We start from the raw sequence: 14,235 nt of genomic DNA on the forward strand, positions 1-14,235 counted from the left end.
TGGTTGAATTATTGTGTCCATAATCGAGTTTGTGGACACAATCGATTTGTGTCTCAACCTCAAATCATGCTGGCAGGAGTAGTCGAGGTAAAGACGGCGCTGGCTTTACGCTTACCTCGCGGGTGCAGCTCAACGTCGAGCAGAAGCTTCCAAAACTCTTAGTGCATGTCGCCATACGGGGTGTGTTTCGGGGCACGCTCAAATTTTGAATCGCCAAAATTCAGCATATCTGCGGCCTCTCAGTGAAGATTCGAATCCCCCTCTCGTTACGCAACGCGCAAACGAAAAAAAACCCGCCGAAGCGGGTTTTTCACTCTACAGCCAAAGCCTAAAGCTTAGAACTGGTTCATGGTGTTGTCTTTACCCGCCGCCTTCAGCGCCGCTTCGCCGCTGAAGTAATCCTTGTGATCGTCGCCGATGTCCGAGCCGGACATGTTTTGATGTTTCACGCAGGCGATGCCCTGGCGGATTTCCTTGCGCTGCACGCCGGCCACGTAGCCCAGCATGCCTTGGTCGCCGAAGTATTCCTTGGCCAGGTTGTCGGTCGACAAGGCGGCCGTATGGTAGGTTGGCAGGGTGATCAGGTGATGGAAGATGCCGGCTTCGCGGGCCGAGTCGGCCTGGAAGGTGCGGATTTTCTCGTCGGCCGTGATCGCCAATTCCGTCTGGTCGTATTCCACGCTCATCAGCTGGGCGCGTTCGTAGGCGGACACGTCCTTGCCGTCGGCCTTCATGATGTCATACACCTGCTGGCGGAAGTTCAGCGTCCAGTTGAACGATGGGCTGTTGTTGTACACCAGCTTGGCGTTCGGGATGACCTTGCGGATTTCGCTGACCATGCCGCCGATTTGCGCGATATGCGGTTTTTCCGTTTCAATCCACAGCAGGTCGGCGCCGTTTTGCAGCGAGGTGATGCAGTCGAGCACGCAACGCTCTTCGCCGGTACCGGCGCGGAACTGGAACAGGTTGCTTGGCAGGCGTTTTGGACGCAGCAGCTTGCCTTCGCGCTTGATGATGACGTCGCCATTGCCCAGCGCATCGGCCGACACTTCTTCGCAGTCGAGGAAGGAGTTGTATTGGTCGCCCAGGTCGCCCGCTTCAGTCGTGACAGCGATCTGTTTGGTCAGGCCGGCGCCCAGCGAATCGGTGCGGGCGACGATGATGCCGTCGTCCACGCCCAATTCCAGGAAAGCGTAGCGGATGGCGCGGATCTTGGCCAGGAAGTCTTCGTGCGGCACCGTGACTTTACCGTCTTGATGGCCGCATTGTTTCTCGTCGGACACCTGGTTTTCGATCTGGATGCAGCAAGCACCCGCTTCGATGAACTGTTTCGCCAGCAGATAAGTGGCTTCGGCATTGCCGAAACCGGCGTCGATGTCGGCGATGATGGGCACGACGTGGGTGACGTGGCCGTCAATCTTGGCCTGGATGGCTTGCTTGTCAGCACCTTGGGCTGCGTCCAGCTGGCGGAACAGGCCGCCCAGTTCGCGCGCATCGGCTTGGCGCAGGAAGGTGTACAGTTCGCGGATCAAGCTGGTGACAGCGGTTTTTTCATGCATGGACTGGTCTGGCAGCGGGCCGAACTCGGAGCGCAGGGCGGCGACCATCCAGCCGGACAGGTAGAGGTAGCGGCGGTCGGTGCTGTTGAAGTGCTTCTTGATCGAGATCATCTTCTGTTGACCGATGAAACCGTGCCAGCAACCGAGCGACTGGGTGTATTTGGATGGGTCTGCATCGTAGGCAGCCATGTCGTTGCGCATGATCTTGGCCGTGTAACGGGCGATGTCCAGGCCGGTCTTGAACTTGTTCTGGGCGCGCATACGGGCGGCGGACTCGGGGTTGATCGCATTCCATGCGCTACCTTGTTGCTCTTTCAAACCGGCAACAGCCTTGATGTCGTCTTGATATTGGGACATGTGTATCTCCTAAAGAAAAACTAAGTTTGAGAAAATCGTCGAGTACGCCGCTATGTGTTTTGATGCGAACTGCATGACTAAATAGTAGGCCGATTGACACCGATGTTCAAGTCTTATATAAGACATATAACTTAAATTTATTCCTTATTTTTCAATGACTTAATTTATATTTTTCGCGATATGGAATGGTTTTTCAAAAAGTGAGAGCGTGAATGGCTGAGTTTGATGTTCAGGATTTCGCGATGTGAAACGCCTTTTCAGATTTTGGTGCAGCGCGACAAATCGGCGCCAAAAAAAGGCCACCCGAAGGTGGCGCTGGCCGCAGGCGGCTGGTTTAGCGTCCGACCGTCTGGCGCTGGTCCTTGATGAAGAGCGCCGTCAGCATGCCGATTATGCACACGCCGATCACATAATACGCGGGGCCCAACACGTTGTTTTTCAGCATCAGAGTGACGACCACGGGCGTCAGGCCGCCGAAAATCGCATACGACAAATTATAGGAAAACGACAGCCCCGAAAAGCGCACCTGGGCCGGGAACGCTTGCACCAGCACGTAGGGCACGGCGCCAACGACGCCAACGCACAGGCCCGTTATCGCGTACAGCGGCAGCAGCAGGTCGGGACGGCTGCCGATGGTGGTGTAGAAAGCATACGTGGAAATGGCCAGCAGCATGGAGCCGACGAAGATCACGCGCTTGCCGCCCAGGCGGTCGGCCAGCATGCCGGAGATGATGCAACCGGTGGCCAGGCACAGGGTCGCCAGGCTATTGGCGAGCAGGGTGGTGCGCGGGGCGATGTGGTGGAGTTTTTGCAGCAGGGCTGGCGTCATCAAAATGACGACGATGATGCCGGCCGACAGCATCCAGGTCAGCAGCATCGATACGGCGATGGCGCCGCGGTGGCTGCGCAGTACCGCTTTCAAAGGCATTTCCGTCGACAGCGCCTTGCGCTGTTGCATTTCCGCGAAGACCGGCGTTTCATGCAGCCAGCGGCGCAGATACATGGCGCCAAAACCAAAGACGCCACCCAGCAGGAAGGGATAGCGCCAGGCGCCATCGGTGATTTCCTGCGGGGTGTAGATGGTGTTCAAGCCCGTCGCCACGAGCGAACCGAGCAAGATGCCCACCGTCAGGCCGGACGTCAGCACGCCGCAGGCCAAGCCGGTGAAACGGCTGGGTACGTGTTCGGACACAAACACCCAGGCGCCCGGCACTTCACCACCGACGGCGGCGCCCTGGAAGACGCGCATCAGCAGCAGCAGCAGCGGGGCGGCCAGGCCGATGCTGGCGTAGGTGGGCAGCAGACCGATCAGCAGGGTCGGCACCGCCATCATCAGAATGGAGAGAGTGAACATGCGCTTGCGGCCCAGCAAGTCGCCGAAGTGGGCCATGATGATGCCGCCCAGCGGACGCACCACGTAGCCGGCGGCGAAGATGCCGAAGGTTTGCAGCAAACGCAGCCATTCCGGCATTTCCGGCGGGAAGAACAATTGGCCGATGGCGTTGGCAAAGAAAACGAAGATGATGAAATCGTAGAACTCCAGCGCGCCGCCCAAGGCGGACAGCGACAGGGTTTTATAGTCTTGAGAGTTGAGGGGGCGGCTTGCGGCGTTGGTTGCGGCGGTGTTGGAAGTAGGCATGTGTCTCGTTCTTATGTTTTATGGAATATTGCCATCCAAGCATACTCATTTCCGTCGCTTGAGTAAATGCTAACGCAAGGGGCCGTGCGCGGGGGGCTCCCTGGTGATACTGAATACAACGCCGCTATCATCAGTGTTGACTTCATTGGAAAAAATAAGGTATGCAGCGCATGATCGTGGGCAGCCGCCAAGGCCTGGACATCGCGCGCCGTCTGATCGAACGCGCCTTCTACGCTGTCGAGGCCAGCGGCGCGCAACTGCTGTTCCTGGCGTCGAGCAGCAAGCTGGCGCCCGCCATCGGCCTAGCTGAAAGCAGCGGTTTTACGCGTGTGGCGCGGCCTGCACGCCAGCGTCATCGGCTGGAATTTCTGCAAGAATTAGTTGCGCTGATGCGCAGCGAAACTTGCAGCTTGTACAATGGCGCGCAGCGATTGCGTCCTTTTTTGATACCTGTGAAAAATCCCATGCCTGCTTGCCGCCTGCTGTCCTGTCTTGCCGCTCTCTTGCTGTGTGCTTGCGCCAGCGTCGGTCCATCCACGCCATCGGCGGCTGAGGCGCAAGCGTTCGAGCGTGCCGCCCAGCAAGACAGCCTGCGCAGCGAATGCGACTGGAACGTGAGCTATGCGCCCGTCGCGCCCAAGGACGCCAGCCTGGCACAGCTGCAGGCCATCGCCACGGCGCGCCTGGCGGCCTTGCAGCTGGCACCCGCCTGGACCCTGGCCATGCCCGGCAGCGAGGCGCATGCCTTTAGCGACTCGGCGCAAGACCGCGCCGGGCTGCAATTGTTGCTCAGTATCGTTTTGCCGGCCATGGAACGCTACCCGGCCGGCGTCTTCGCTCGCACAGGCTTGCGCCACGTCGTCCTGGTCAAGGATTTGAGCGTGGACGGCCAGCGCCGCCTGGCCATGCCGGCGCCCGAGATCGACAGCGTCGTCTACGCCGACAACCTGCTGGCCGCGATGTGCCCATCGGGCATGGAGCTGCGCGTGCACCACGAGTATTACCACTTCATCGAATACCGCCTGTTCAACGATTTCTATTACCGCGACCCCGCCTGGCTGGCCCTGAACCCGCCCGGCACGGCCTACGGCCAGGGCGGCGCCACGGCCTACGGCAAGGGCTTCCAAAACCTGGGCCACCCGCAAGCGGGAATCGTCAGCCTGTACGCCGCGTATGGGCCCGAGGAAGACAAGGCTGAAGTGTTTGGCTGGATGATGACGCCTGCGTATGCCTTGCGACTGGAGCAATGGACGAAGCTTGATCCCGCTTTGCTGGCGAAGCGGCAAAGCTTGATGGAAGTATTGGACAGCAAGACAAGGTCGGACTAAAGATCAAGCCGATTTTGCCAGTAGGCGCACGTCCTGACACCTGCGGCTCGCTGTATTAGCTGCTAACTATATAATCTGCGCTTGGGCGACACCCGCCCCTGAACTCGGATTGAAGGAATGCCATGCCAGTATCGCTGCCAAGATATATCGTGCGCCTCTTTGCGCTGTGGCTAGTAGCGGCCACATGCCTGTCTGCCAGTGCCGCCGAGGTGGTGGCGGGGGATGCACCGCAGCGCGCGTCCTTGCTGGACTTTTATAAGCAGCAATATCCGGGCGCGCCGGCTGCGCGCACCGTGTTCGAAAGCGTGCCTGTGGTGGGTAGCGGCGGCAGCGAAGTGGTGGGCAGCGTGGAAACGCCGCCGTATCGCGGTCATGGCGCGCTGTGCCGGGCGCAGCGCAGCAAGTTTGTGCTGCACGGCGAGGGCAAGCAGGCGCGCTGGCAAGAGGCGGGCATCGAGTATTACGCTTGGCTGGACCGTGGCACCTGCCGCGCGGTGGCCGAACCCGTGCGCATGCTGCAGCGCATTGCCGATGCCGAACTTGAAGGCGTGTTGTTACACCAGAAGCCGTTGCTGGAGCGGGCGCGCTTACTCATGGCAGGCAACACCGCCTGCGCCCCCTTGCGCGCGCTGAAGTTTGTGCTGGCGGCCGTCGATGTGGGCGCCGCTGCGCCGCGTGCCGAAGAGCGCTATGCACTGGTGTTCAAGAGCGACCGCGACAGCTACGCCCGCGTCTGGCTGCGCAAGAGCGGGGCCCAGTATGACGCCTGGGATGTGACTTGTCCGCCAGTGCTGTAAGCTGCGCATCCTCGATTTATTTTTTGACTGTTGCAACCATGAACCAGAATTCCACTTCCGCCCGCAGCTGGGGCACCATCGTCACGCATAGTGATGAGATGGCCATCATTTACCGCTATGTCGATGCTTTCCATGACGACTGGGATTTGTCGTCGCAGCCGGACCGCATCATCATCGCCTGGCGCTACGAGGACGAGACGGGCATGCCCGCACCGAACGAGCGCGAGCATATGGAAGAGCTGGAAGCGGCGCTGGCACCCGTGGTGGAAGAGGGCGGCTTCGCCACTCTGGCGCTGGTGTCGACGGGTGAGAACTTGCGCGAATGGATTTATTACACGCAGTCGGGCGAAGAGTTCTTCAACCGCCTGAACACGGCGCTGGCGTCGCGCCCGAAATTCCCGATTGAAATTCGCAGCGCGGCCGATTCCGCCTGGTCGACGTATGCGGGTTTCATGGCCGCACTGCCGCCATCGACTTGATCCACTCTGCTGCGCGTCCGCTTGCGACGGTTTTATCCGCCCTCGACCGCATCAGGCCAGCGCGGCCGTCGCGATGCGCGTGGCGGCCGTGATGATGTCCTCGTTGGTGTCGGCGTTTTTCTGTTCGCGCGTGTAGTACACGGCGATGACCAGCGGCGCGCCGCTGGCCGGGTAGGCGACGCCGATATCGTTGACGCTGCCGTAGGCGCCCGAGCCCGTCTTGTCGGCTACCTGCCAGCCAGCAGGCACGCCTGCGCGGATGCGCTTGTCGCCCGTTGTGTTGCCGCGCATCCAGGCGTCCAGTTGCTGGCGCTGCACTGCCGGCAAGCTATGCTCCAATAACAATTGCTGCAAGCTGTGCGCCATCGATGCAGGGCTGGCCGTGTCGCGCACTTCGCCGGGAATGGCGCTATTGAGTTCCGTTTCCCAGCGTTCCAGCTGGAACAGCGTATTGCCGATGCTGCGCGCAAACGCCGTCACCGCCTGCGGCCCGCCTAATAATCTCATCAAGAAATTGGCCGCGCTATTGTCGCTGTACTGCAAGGTGGCGGCGCACAGGTCCGCCACGCTCATGCCCTCGGCCAGGTGCTTCTCCGTGATGGGCGAATAGCTGACCAGCTCTTTCTTTTCGTAACGCACGCGCTGCTCCAGCAAGCCAGGCTGGCTGACGCTGCGGGCCAGCACGGCGGCCGCCAGCATGGCCTTGAAGGTGCTGGCCAAGGGGAAGCGCTCGTCGGCGCGATAGGCAATGCGCTGTGCGCTGCCGTGGCGCCAGGCGGCAACGCCGAGGCGTCCGCCTGCGCCCTGTTCCAGCGCAGCTAACTGCGTCTGGGCGGCGGTGACGCCGGTGGCGGGCGCGGCAAACAGCAGTGGTGTCGGGCACAGCAGGGCTGCGCCGCTGGCCAGCACAAGGTGGCGGCGGACGAGGTTTGGCGATTCAGTCATGGTCGGTCGGTGTTGTTGGTGTTGTTGGTGTTGTAGGTTTGGCGAGGGTGGCCATGAGTTCGCCGATGGCGAGCAGGTTGGCTGGTTTGGTCAAGTGGTGATCGAAGCCTGCCGCGCTCGATTGGCTGCGGTCGTTTTCGGCGCCCCAGCCCGTCAATGCGACGAGTACGACGTTGGCGCAGGCCGGTATCTGGCGCAACGCGCGCGCCACCTCGTAGCCGTTCATGCCGGGCAAGCCGATGTCGAGAAAGATGATGTCTGGCAAAAAATGCGACGCCACGGCCAGCGCTTGCGCGCCGTCGTGGGCCACTTGCGTGGCATGGCCCGTCATGTCGAGCACGGCGGCGAGGGTCTCGGCCGCATCGATATTGTCGTCCACCACCAGCACGCGCAAGCGTGCGCTAGCTGCTGTGCTGGCGGGCGTGGCCGGCGTGATGGCTGCGGCGCTCTCTTGCGTGAGCAGGGGCAGGCGTACGCTGAAGGTGCTGCCCAGGCCGGCGCCGGGACTGGCCACCGTCGCGCTGCCGCCATGCAGCTCGGCCAGGCGCCGTACCAGCGACAGACCGATGCCTAGGCCGCCCTGAGCCCTGCCCATGTTTTGTCCCACCTGGGTAAACATGTCGAAGACGGTGGCGATCGACTCGGCGGGAATGCCTACGCCGCTATCCTTGACCTCGATCAATACCTGCTCGCCATCGCGTATCGCGCGCAAGCTGATGTGCCCGCCGGCCGGCGTGTACTTGGCGGCATTGTTGAGCAAATTTCCCAGCACTTGCGCCAGTCGCGTGGGGTCGGCATCGAGTGGCAGCGCCTGTGCATCGAGCGCTACCTGCAACTGATGATGACCCGCTTCGATCAAGGGCATGCTCGTTTCCACGGCGCTGGCGATGATGGTTTTCAAGTCCGTGCGTTCGCGCTTGAGTTCGATCTGGCCCCGCGTGATGCGGGCCACGTCCAGCAAATCATTGACCAGATGCACCATTTGATTGACTTGCCGTTCCATCACGTCGCGCACGCGCGCCACGGTGGCGGGCTTGTCAGCGGCCAGGCGCATGATTTGCAAGCCGTTGCGGATGGGCGCCAGCGGGTTACGCAGTTCGTGCGCCAGGGTGGCCAGGAATTCCGTCTTGCGCCTGTCCATCTCGGACAGGTTGTCGGCCAGCTGGCGCAGCTGCTGTTCCGAGCGCTTGCGCTCGCTGATGTCGCTGAACAGCACCGTTAGCAGACGGCTGCCGGGGCCACCCAGGCGCGCGGCGAAGACTTCGAACCAGCGCCCCATGGACACGGCCGCGTTTTCGTAACGCACGGGCTCGCCGGTTTTCAGGACCTGGTCGTACAGGTCGAACCAGTGCTGGTCGTGGTCGGGCACGAAGCTGCGGATGGTCTTGCCGATGGCGTTGTCCAGCCCCGACTGCTTGACGAAGGCGGGGTTGGCTTCCAGGTAGCGCAGGTCGATAGGGTGTCCCTGCTCGTCGTACAGCATTTCGATGACGCAAAAGCCCTGGTCCATCAAGTCGATCAGGGTGCGATAGCGTTCCTCGCTGCGGCGCAGCGCATCTTCCACCTGTTTCTGGCGCGTGATGTCGAGCAAGACGCCAGGAAATTGCAAGGGCGTGCCATCGGGGGCGTATTCCGCGCGGCCTCGCGCGATGACCGAGCGGTACTGGGCATCGCCGGTAGTGATGCGATAGTTGGCCTCGAACGGCGTGTGCGACTGCACCGCCTGGGTAATCTGCGCACTGACTTGCTCGCGGTCATCGGGATGGATGATATCCAGGTAACGCGCCAGCGGCGCCGCCTCGTCTGCACCGGCATGCATGGGGAACAAGCGCGCCATATTGCTGTCTGCCGTGACGCGATCGGCCACGATGTCCCAGTTCCAGGTGGCCACGTCACCGGCCTCCAGGGTCAGGCGCAGGGCTTCTTCGTTTTTCTTGCTGGCCGTCAGGTCGAGCGAAATGCCGGACAGGGCGATCACGTTGCCGGCGCCGTCGCTGGTGCAGCTGCCACGCATGTGCGCCCAGTGCAGCGCGCCATCGGGCCAGCGCACGCGGATGTCGATCTCGAAATCGCTGGCGCTGGCGATGGCTGCGTGCACCACCGTTTGCCAGTGCTGCAGGTCGCCGTCGAGTATGGCGCCTGTCAGTCGCGCGTAATCGATGTGGTGCGCTGGCAGCAGCCCCAGATTAGCCTTGAATGCGTCGGAGCCGGCCATGCTGCCGCTGCCCAGGTCGATTTCCCACGTACCCATGCGGCCGCCCTGCATGGCCAGGCGCAGCCGCTGTTCCGTTTGTCGTTGCTGCGTCACGTCGCAATGCGAACCGAGCCATTCAACGATGCTGCCGTCGGGCGCCAGCACCGGCAGCATGCGCACGACCATATTGCGATAGGTGCCGCTGACGTGGCGCAGCCGGTATTGCACTTCGAACACGCTCGTCAGATGCGAGGGCATGACGTAATGCAAGTTGCGGTCGTCCGGATGCAGGGCATTGAGCCAGCCACGGCCCAGCAGTTCGGCTGCGCTCTGGCCAGTGAAGGCGCGCCAGGATGGTTGGTCGGCATCGAACTGACCGAAGGTTTTCGTGCTCCAGACGATGTCGCAATGCGCGCCCAGCAGTAAATGTGCGGCCTGAGCGGCGGCGATGGAGGACGGGAGGGCGTTGCTGGGTTGGCTCGGTTCTGACATGGAGGCGATCGACGATGGTGCAAGGGGGAGGCAGGGGGCCGCGTTGCACTGTAATGGGGCGGCCTTGCAACTCATTTCTAACGATATTACAACTATTTTTACCCTCTTGGCTGCCTTGCAGGACGCTAATATTGCTTTCTGCAAGCCAGCAGAAAAAGTCGCGCTTTACGGCAAATTATCGGGTGAAACAGCAAGGCGAGAACGCTATTGCGGCTGCTATTGTGGCTGATTAACCACTAGTCGCCGCTTTATCTATATGAATGAAGAATTTACATAACAATATTCTTGCAGCGCATAAGGCGCTTGCATTAAATTGGCGCCTTGCTCAAAAGTTGGTGTTCACCAGACATCCCAGAGATGCGGCCGCCGCCGCTGTCAGCTCGGAAGACAGCCAGGGCAGAGCCAGTGACGCCAGGGTGGGGAAACATCCGCTCGCGCTGCTGCACCATGACGGTGCAGACAATGCCAGCGCCGAATATAAGCCGGAGACAGCTTGGAAGACAGATTTCGCAATTCTTTTTTTAAACTTCTGGGAAACAACATGATCAAGATGTCCAAGATGCACCAGCGTTTATGCGCCAAAAGCGCTGCCATGCTGGCACTGTCCGCTGCCTTGCCTATCGGCTCGGCTTACGCTGATGAAGTCGCTGCTGATACGACGCCTGCCGCCAGCCAGCTGGAAACCGTGACCGTGACGGCGCAGCGCCGCAAGGAAAATATTCGCGACGTACCGGTTTCCGTCTCGCTGTTGCGCGACGAGAAGCTCGACGTGCTGGTGTCCGGCGGTCAAGATATCCGCGTGCTGGCCGGCAAAGTGCCTAGCCTGAATGTGGAATCGTCGAACGGCCGCACTTTCCCCCGCTTCTACATCCGCGGCTATGGCAATACCGACTTCAATATCTTTGCATCGCAACCTGTTTCCCTGATTTACGACGATGTCGTGCAAGAAAACCCGATTCTCAAGGGCTATCCGATTTTTGACGTGGCTGGCGTGGAAGTGCTGCGCGGCCCGCAAGGCACCCTGTTCGGTCGCAATACGCCTGCCGGCGTGGTCAAGTTCGAATCGGCCAAGCCGAACCTGGACAAGGTTGAGGGCTATTACAACGTTTCTACCGCCACGCACAACACCAGCAATGTCGATGGCGCCGTCAACGTGCCGCTGAGCAAAGAATGGGCCATGCGTGTCTCTACCCTGCGCCAGCACCGCGACGACTACGTCGACAACACCTTCACGGGCCAGAAAAACGCGCTGGACGGCTACAACGAACACGCCGAACGCGTGCAATTGATGTATGCACCGAACACCACGTTTAACGCCCTGTTCAATGTGCATCAGCGCAGCACCACGGGTAGCGCGCGCGTGTTCTTCGCCAATGCCATCAAGCTTGGCACGAATGACCTGGTCGACGGTTTCGATCCGACCAAATCCTACACCGATGCCCTGAACTTCCAGGAGCTGCGCACCAACGGCGCCAGCGCTCGCCTGAGCTGGGAACTCGACGGCGTCAAGCTGTACTCGATCACCGGTTTTGAACGCGTGGGCAAGTATGTGTCGCACGGCGACATCGACGGTGGCGCACCAGGCATGGTGCCAAAGATTCCATTCCCGGTGGAAACGGCTGGCGGCATCAGCAGCGTGAAACAATACTCGCAAGAATTCCGCGCCGAATCGAAGAATGCCGGTCCGCTCAATTGGCAGGCTGGCGTGTACTACTTCAATGAAGATGCCAACGGTTTCACCGACAACTTCAATGCCGACACGCATGTGCTGACCACGCACCTGGCCAGCCGCCAAAAGAACTCGGCCTGGGCAACGTTTGGTTCGGTCAACTACGCCGTCAATGATGACTTCATGCTGCGCGCCGGTTTGCGCTACACCAAGGACAAGAAAGATTTCAACACGGTGCAACCGAGCAGCGCCCCGCAAGCCAACCCGACCAGCGCCGATGTCAGCAAGGCCAAGGTCAACTGGGACTTGAGCGGCACGTATAAGTACAACAAGGACGTGAACTTCTACGCCCGTATCGCTACAGGTTTCCGCGCACCAAGTATTGCCCCAGCCAGCGCAAACGTACCCGTGACGGTGGCTGATGCGGAAACCATCACCTCGTTCGAAACCGGCGTTAAGGCCGACCTGTTCAACCGTCGCGCCCGCGTTGCTTTCAGCGTGTATGACTATCAGGTGAAGAATCAGCAGCTGACGGTGGTTGGCGGTACGTCGAACATCACGCGGTTGATCAATGCAGCCAAGACGAATGGCCGTGGCGCAGAACTGGAACTGGAAGGTTTTGTCACGCCTAGCCTGAAGATGTCGCTGGGCGGCAGCTACAACTTCACGGAAATCAAGGATCCATCGCTGTCAGTGGCTACGTGCCGCAGCTGCACCGTGACCGATCCGCTGACCACCGGCAACCGTGCCATCATCGACGGCAATCCATTGCCGCAAGCGCCAAAGTGGACGATCACCGCCACGGGCCGCTATTCGATCCCGATGGAACATGGCGAATTCTTCGTCTTCACGGACTGGGCTTACCGCAGCAAGATCAATTTCTTCCTGTATGAGTCTACCGAGTTCACCGGCAAGGCGATGGTCGAAGGTGGCTTGCGCGTAGGTTACACCTGGGATGCCGGCAAGTATGAAGTGGCCGCTTTTGGCCGCAACATCACCGATACCCAGCGCATCACGGGTGCCATCGACTTCAACAACCGCACGGGCTTCATCAATGAGCCACGTCAATTTGGTGTGCAATTTAAAGGCAACTTCTAATTGCCCGATACCAGGCGCCGGCCATGTGCTGGCGCTTGTATTGCTACCCGCCCGGTTCGCGCCGTGGCGGGTTTTTTTTATGTGCGTACGGGAAGTTGCGCCAGCCGCTGCGCCCAGGCGGGAACGGCTTGCCGCCAGAAGTCGTCCACGTTCTCGGCGCGCACGTCGAGACCAAGGAAGCGAGCGGCCGGCAGCAGTGCCGACGCCAGCAGTTCGGCGGCGTGGGTGCCCGTATCGAAGGCGAGCGCACCCGTTTGCTTTGAGAGTTTTTCGCCGCTGTCATTGTTGACGACGGGCACGTGTAGAAAGCCCGGATGCGGCAAGCCCAGCAGCTCTTGCAGATACAGCTGGCGCGGCGTGGAATCAAGCAAGTCGGCACCGCGCACCACCTGCGTGATGCCTTGCACGCCATCGTCGACCACCACGGCCAACTGGTAGGCCCAGTAACCATCGCCGCGCAGCACGATGAAGTCGCCCACTTCGCCAGCCAGATCCTGCTGCTGCGCACCATGCCAGCGGTCGGCAAAGCCATACACGGCTTGCGGCCCCTCTGGCACGCGCAACCGCCGGGCCCGCGCCGCCTTGCCCGCCGCCAAGCCATGGCGGCAAGTGCCCGGATACACGGCAGCGCCGTGCTTGTGCATACCCGCCTGCAGCACTGAATCGTGGATCTCCTTGCGCGAACAGCCGCACGCATACACGAGGCCAGCGTCCTGCAAGCGCTTTAGCGCCGCCTGGTACAGCGGCAGCCTGCGGCTCTGCCACGTCGCCTCGCCATCCCACGTCATGCCGCAGCGTTGCAGGGTGGCCAGGATCGCCATGTCGGCACCCTCGACATTGCGGTCATAGTCCAGGTCCTCGATGCGCAGCAGCCACGTGCCGCGATGCACCTTCGCATCGAGATAACTGGCCATGGCGGCAACGAGCGAGCCCATGTGCAGTGGACCGGAGGGAGAGGGGGCGAAGCGGCCGATGTAGGGGGCGGTTAGGAAGGGCATGCGTGGATATTTTTTGCATCTGAAGTGCTGATCATGTCGCCGAATGGCCTGTCTTAAGACAGTCAATGCGAATTATGGTTCAGCTTGAAAACCAAGTCAAACAGTCAATAATTTTTCTGATGTCATCTATGATAATTTGACTTGATAATTTCTTTCGTTTTTTTTGAAATGGTATAAGTGATGGATCTTCCCAATGATGTTTTTCCACCTAGTATTTTTTCGCCAGGTGCAAAATTTGGTGCGAATGTTATTTTAATATCTTCGCTGTTGTCCTGGATATATATTTCAAAATCATAAATATTTTTTTGTTCTTTTTTGAATTCATTAAAAGCTATTAGTATTATTTCAAATTTTTTACCGGAGATTTTTTCTTCTGAATTTTCTGTATTGATCATATATTTTCTCGCATTTGTGTTGGGGGCGGAAAGATCTCTGGAAATACTTTTCGGGCTGATGAAAGCTAGGCTGATCGCAAAAAAACAAGATAGGATTTTTCTCATAGCTTATAAGTGATTCCATTTTTTGAATTATATCCTTTAAATACTCCACTTGGAGTGCCTACATGTCCAGTCCCGTTTGATCATAAACGCGCTTGACGAATAGTTCCGGCTTCTTTTGCTGCCATTCTTTGAGCGCCTGGATGGGTGTTTTGGCACCGATGGCCCGTTGTGGAATGTGGT

At 59.7% G+C, this 14,235-nt stretch carries 12 protein-coding genes and 1 pseudogene; 6 read left to right on the forward strand and 7 right to left on the reverse strand.

The window, feature by feature from the left end; all coding sequences use genetic code 11:
* Positions 1-335: 335 nt before the first annotated feature.
* Both ACQ4V8_RS21510 and ACQ4V8_RS21515 read right to left on the reverse strand, forming a co-directional pair.
* A complete protein-coding gene (locus ACQ4V8_RS21510) occupies positions 336-1,916 on the reverse strand; it encodes an isocitrate lyase (protein WP_070345704.1) in 1,581 nt (526 codons plus the stop codon).
* Between the two features lie 334 nt (positions 1,917-2,250).
* A complete protein-coding gene (locus tag ACQ4V8_RS21515; protein WP_436572158.1) occupies positions 2,251-3,555 on the reverse strand; it encodes an MFS transporter in 1,305 nt (434 codons plus the stop codon).
* A gap of 161 nt (positions 3,556-3,716) precedes the next feature.
* Here ACQ4V8_RS21515 and ACQ4V8_RS21520 point away from each other — a divergent pair, with 161 nt between their 5' ends.
* The 3 genes from ACQ4V8_RS21520 (at position 3,717) to ACQ4V8_RS21530 (ending at position 6,159) form a co-directional block, all read left to right on the forward strand.
* Positions 3,717-4,883: a hypothetical protein gene (locus ACQ4V8_RS21520; protein ID WP_436572159.1), complete on the forward strand. Its 1,167-nt coding sequence runs from the start codon at positions 3,717-3,719 to the stop codon at positions 4,881-4,883.
* Positions 4,884-5,005: 122 nt separating this feature from the next.
* The gene (locus ACQ4V8_RS21525; RefSeq protein WP_436572160.1) at positions 5,006-5,680 is read left to right on the forward strand and encodes a hypothetical protein; all 675 of its coding nucleotides are present in this window, start codon (positions 5,006-5,008) and stop codon (positions 5,678-5,680) included.
* Positions 5,681-5,718: 38 nt separating this feature from the next.
* Positions 5,719-6,159 (forward strand): DUF695 domain-containing protein, encoded by a 441-nt coding sequence (locus ACQ4V8_RS21530; RefSeq protein WP_436572161.1) that lies wholly within the window; start codon positions 5,719-5,721, stop codon positions 6,157-6,159.
* A gap of 51 nt (positions 6,160-6,210) precedes the next feature.
* On the opposite strand, the gene bla is transcribed toward ACQ4V8_RS21530, so the two are convergent.
* Positions 6,211-7,104 carry a class A beta-lactamase gene (bla, locus tag ACQ4V8_RS21535; RefSeq protein WP_436572162.1) on the reverse strand — a complete coding sequence of 298 codons (894 nt, stop codon included), beginning with the start codon at positions 7,102-7,104 and terminating at the stop codon, positions 6,211-6,213.
* Positions 7,097-9,790, reverse strand: a complete 2,694-nt coding sequence (locus ACQ4V8_RS21540) for a hybrid sensor histidine kinase/response regulator (RefSeq protein WP_436572163.1) — start codon at positions 9,788-9,790, stop codon at positions 7,097-7,099. Before ACQ4V8_RS21540 ends, bla begins: the two co-directional genes overlap by 8 nt.
* On the opposite strand from ACQ4V8_RS21540, the gene ACQ4V8_RS21545 reads away from it, so the two are divergent.
* From ACQ4V8_RS21545 to ACQ4V8_RS21555, 3 genes are read left to right on the forward strand one after another with little or no spacing between them, the layout of a single operon-like run.
* Complete coding sequence (locus tag ACQ4V8_RS21545) at positions 9,789-10,019, forward strand: hypothetical protein (protein ID WP_436572164.1); 231 nt, start codon at positions 9,789-9,791, stop codon at positions 10,017-10,019. The two genes, ACQ4V8_RS21540 and ACQ4V8_RS21545, sit on opposite strands and share 2 nt — an antisense overlap.
* A gap of 31 nt (positions 10,020-10,050) precedes the next feature.
* Positions 10,051-10,335, forward strand: coding sequence for a hypothetical protein (locus ACQ4V8_RS21550; protein ID WP_436572165.1), 285 nt, complete (start codon positions 10,051-10,053; stop codon positions 10,333-10,335).
* Complete coding sequence (locus ACQ4V8_RS21555; RefSeq protein WP_010395359.1) at positions 10,332-12,557, forward strand: TonB-dependent receptor; 2,226 nt, start codon at positions 10,332-10,334, stop codon at positions 12,555-12,557. Before ACQ4V8_RS21550 ends, ACQ4V8_RS21555 begins: the two co-directional genes overlap by 4 nt.
* 77 nt (positions 12,558-12,634) lie before the next feature.
* On the opposite strand, the gene gluQRS is transcribed toward ACQ4V8_RS21555, so the two are convergent.
* The 3 genes and pseudogenes from gluQRS to ACQ4V8_RS21570 form a co-directional block, all read right to left on the reverse strand.
* Complete coding sequence (gluQRS, locus tag ACQ4V8_RS21560; RefSeq protein ID WP_436572166.1) at positions 12,635-13,555, reverse strand: tRNA glutamyl-Q(34) synthetase GluQRS; 921 nt, start codon at positions 13,553-13,555, stop codon at positions 12,635-12,637.
* A 122-nt stretch (positions 13,556-13,677) separates the two neighbouring features.
* On the reverse strand, positions 13,678-13,950 hold the full coding sequence (locus tag ACQ4V8_RS21565) for a hypothetical protein (protein ID WP_436572167.1): 273 nt from the start codon (positions 13,948-13,950) through the stop codon (positions 13,678-13,680).
* 163 nt (positions 13,951-14,113) lie between these two features.
* Positions 14,114-14,235: pseudogene (locus ACQ4V8_RS21570) on the reverse strand (IS481 family transposase); the annotation flags it as partial.

It is taken from the genome of Janthinobacterium paucivorans (assembly GCF_051380805.1).
GTDB classification, from domain to species: domain Bacteria; phylum Pseudomonadota; class Gammaproteobacteria; order Burkholderiales; family Burkholderiaceae_D; genus Janthinobacterium; species Janthinobacterium lividum_D.

Coding starts and splice junctions, on each gene's coding strand:
- ACQ4V8_RS21525 (WP_436572160.1), top strand. CDS start 5,006: ATGCCAGTATCGCTGCCAAGATATATCGTGCGCCTCTTTGCGCTGTGG.
- ACQ4V8_RS21510 (WP_070345704.1), bottom strand. CDS start 1,916: ATGTCCCAATATCAAGACGACATCAAGGCTGTTGCCGGTTTGAAAGAG.
- gluQRS (WP_436572166.1), bottom strand. CDS start 13,555: ATGCCCTTCCTAACCGCCCCCTACATCGGCCGCTTCGCCCCCTCTCCC.
- ACQ4V8_RS21555 (WP_010395359.1), top strand. CDS start 10,332: ATGATCAAGATGTCCAAGATGCACCAGCGTTTATGCGCCAAAAGCGCT.
- ACQ4V8_RS21515 (WP_436572158.1), bottom strand. CDS start 3,555: ATGCCTACTTCCAACACCGCCGCAACCAACGCCGCAAGCCGCCCCCTC.
- ACQ4V8_RS21530 (WP_436572161.1), top strand. CDS start 5,719: ATGAACCAGAATTCCACTTCCGCCCGCAGCTGGGGCACCATCGTCACG.
- ACQ4V8_RS21545 (WP_436572164.1), top strand. CDS start 9,789: ATGGAGGCGATCGACGATGGTGCAAGGGGGAGGCAGGGGGCCGCGTTG.
- bla (WP_436572162.1), bottom strand. CDS start 7,104: ATGACTGAATCGCCAAACCTCGTCCGCCGCCACCTTGTGCTGGCCAGC.
- ACQ4V8_RS21520 (WP_436572159.1), top strand. CDS start 3,717: ATGCAGCGCATGATCGTGGGCAGCCGCCAAGGCCTGGACATCGCGCGC.
- ACQ4V8_RS21550 (WP_436572165.1), top strand. CDS start 10,051: ATGAAGAATTTACATAACAATATTCTTGCAGCGCATAAGGCGCTTGCA.
- ACQ4V8_RS21565 (WP_436572167.1), bottom strand. CDS start 13,950: ATGATCAATACAGAAAATTCAGAAGAAAAAATCTCCGGTAAAAAATTT.
- ACQ4V8_RS21540 (WP_436572163.1), bottom strand. CDS start 9,790: ATGTCAGAACCGAGCCAACCCAGCAACGCCCTCCCGTCCTCCATCGCC.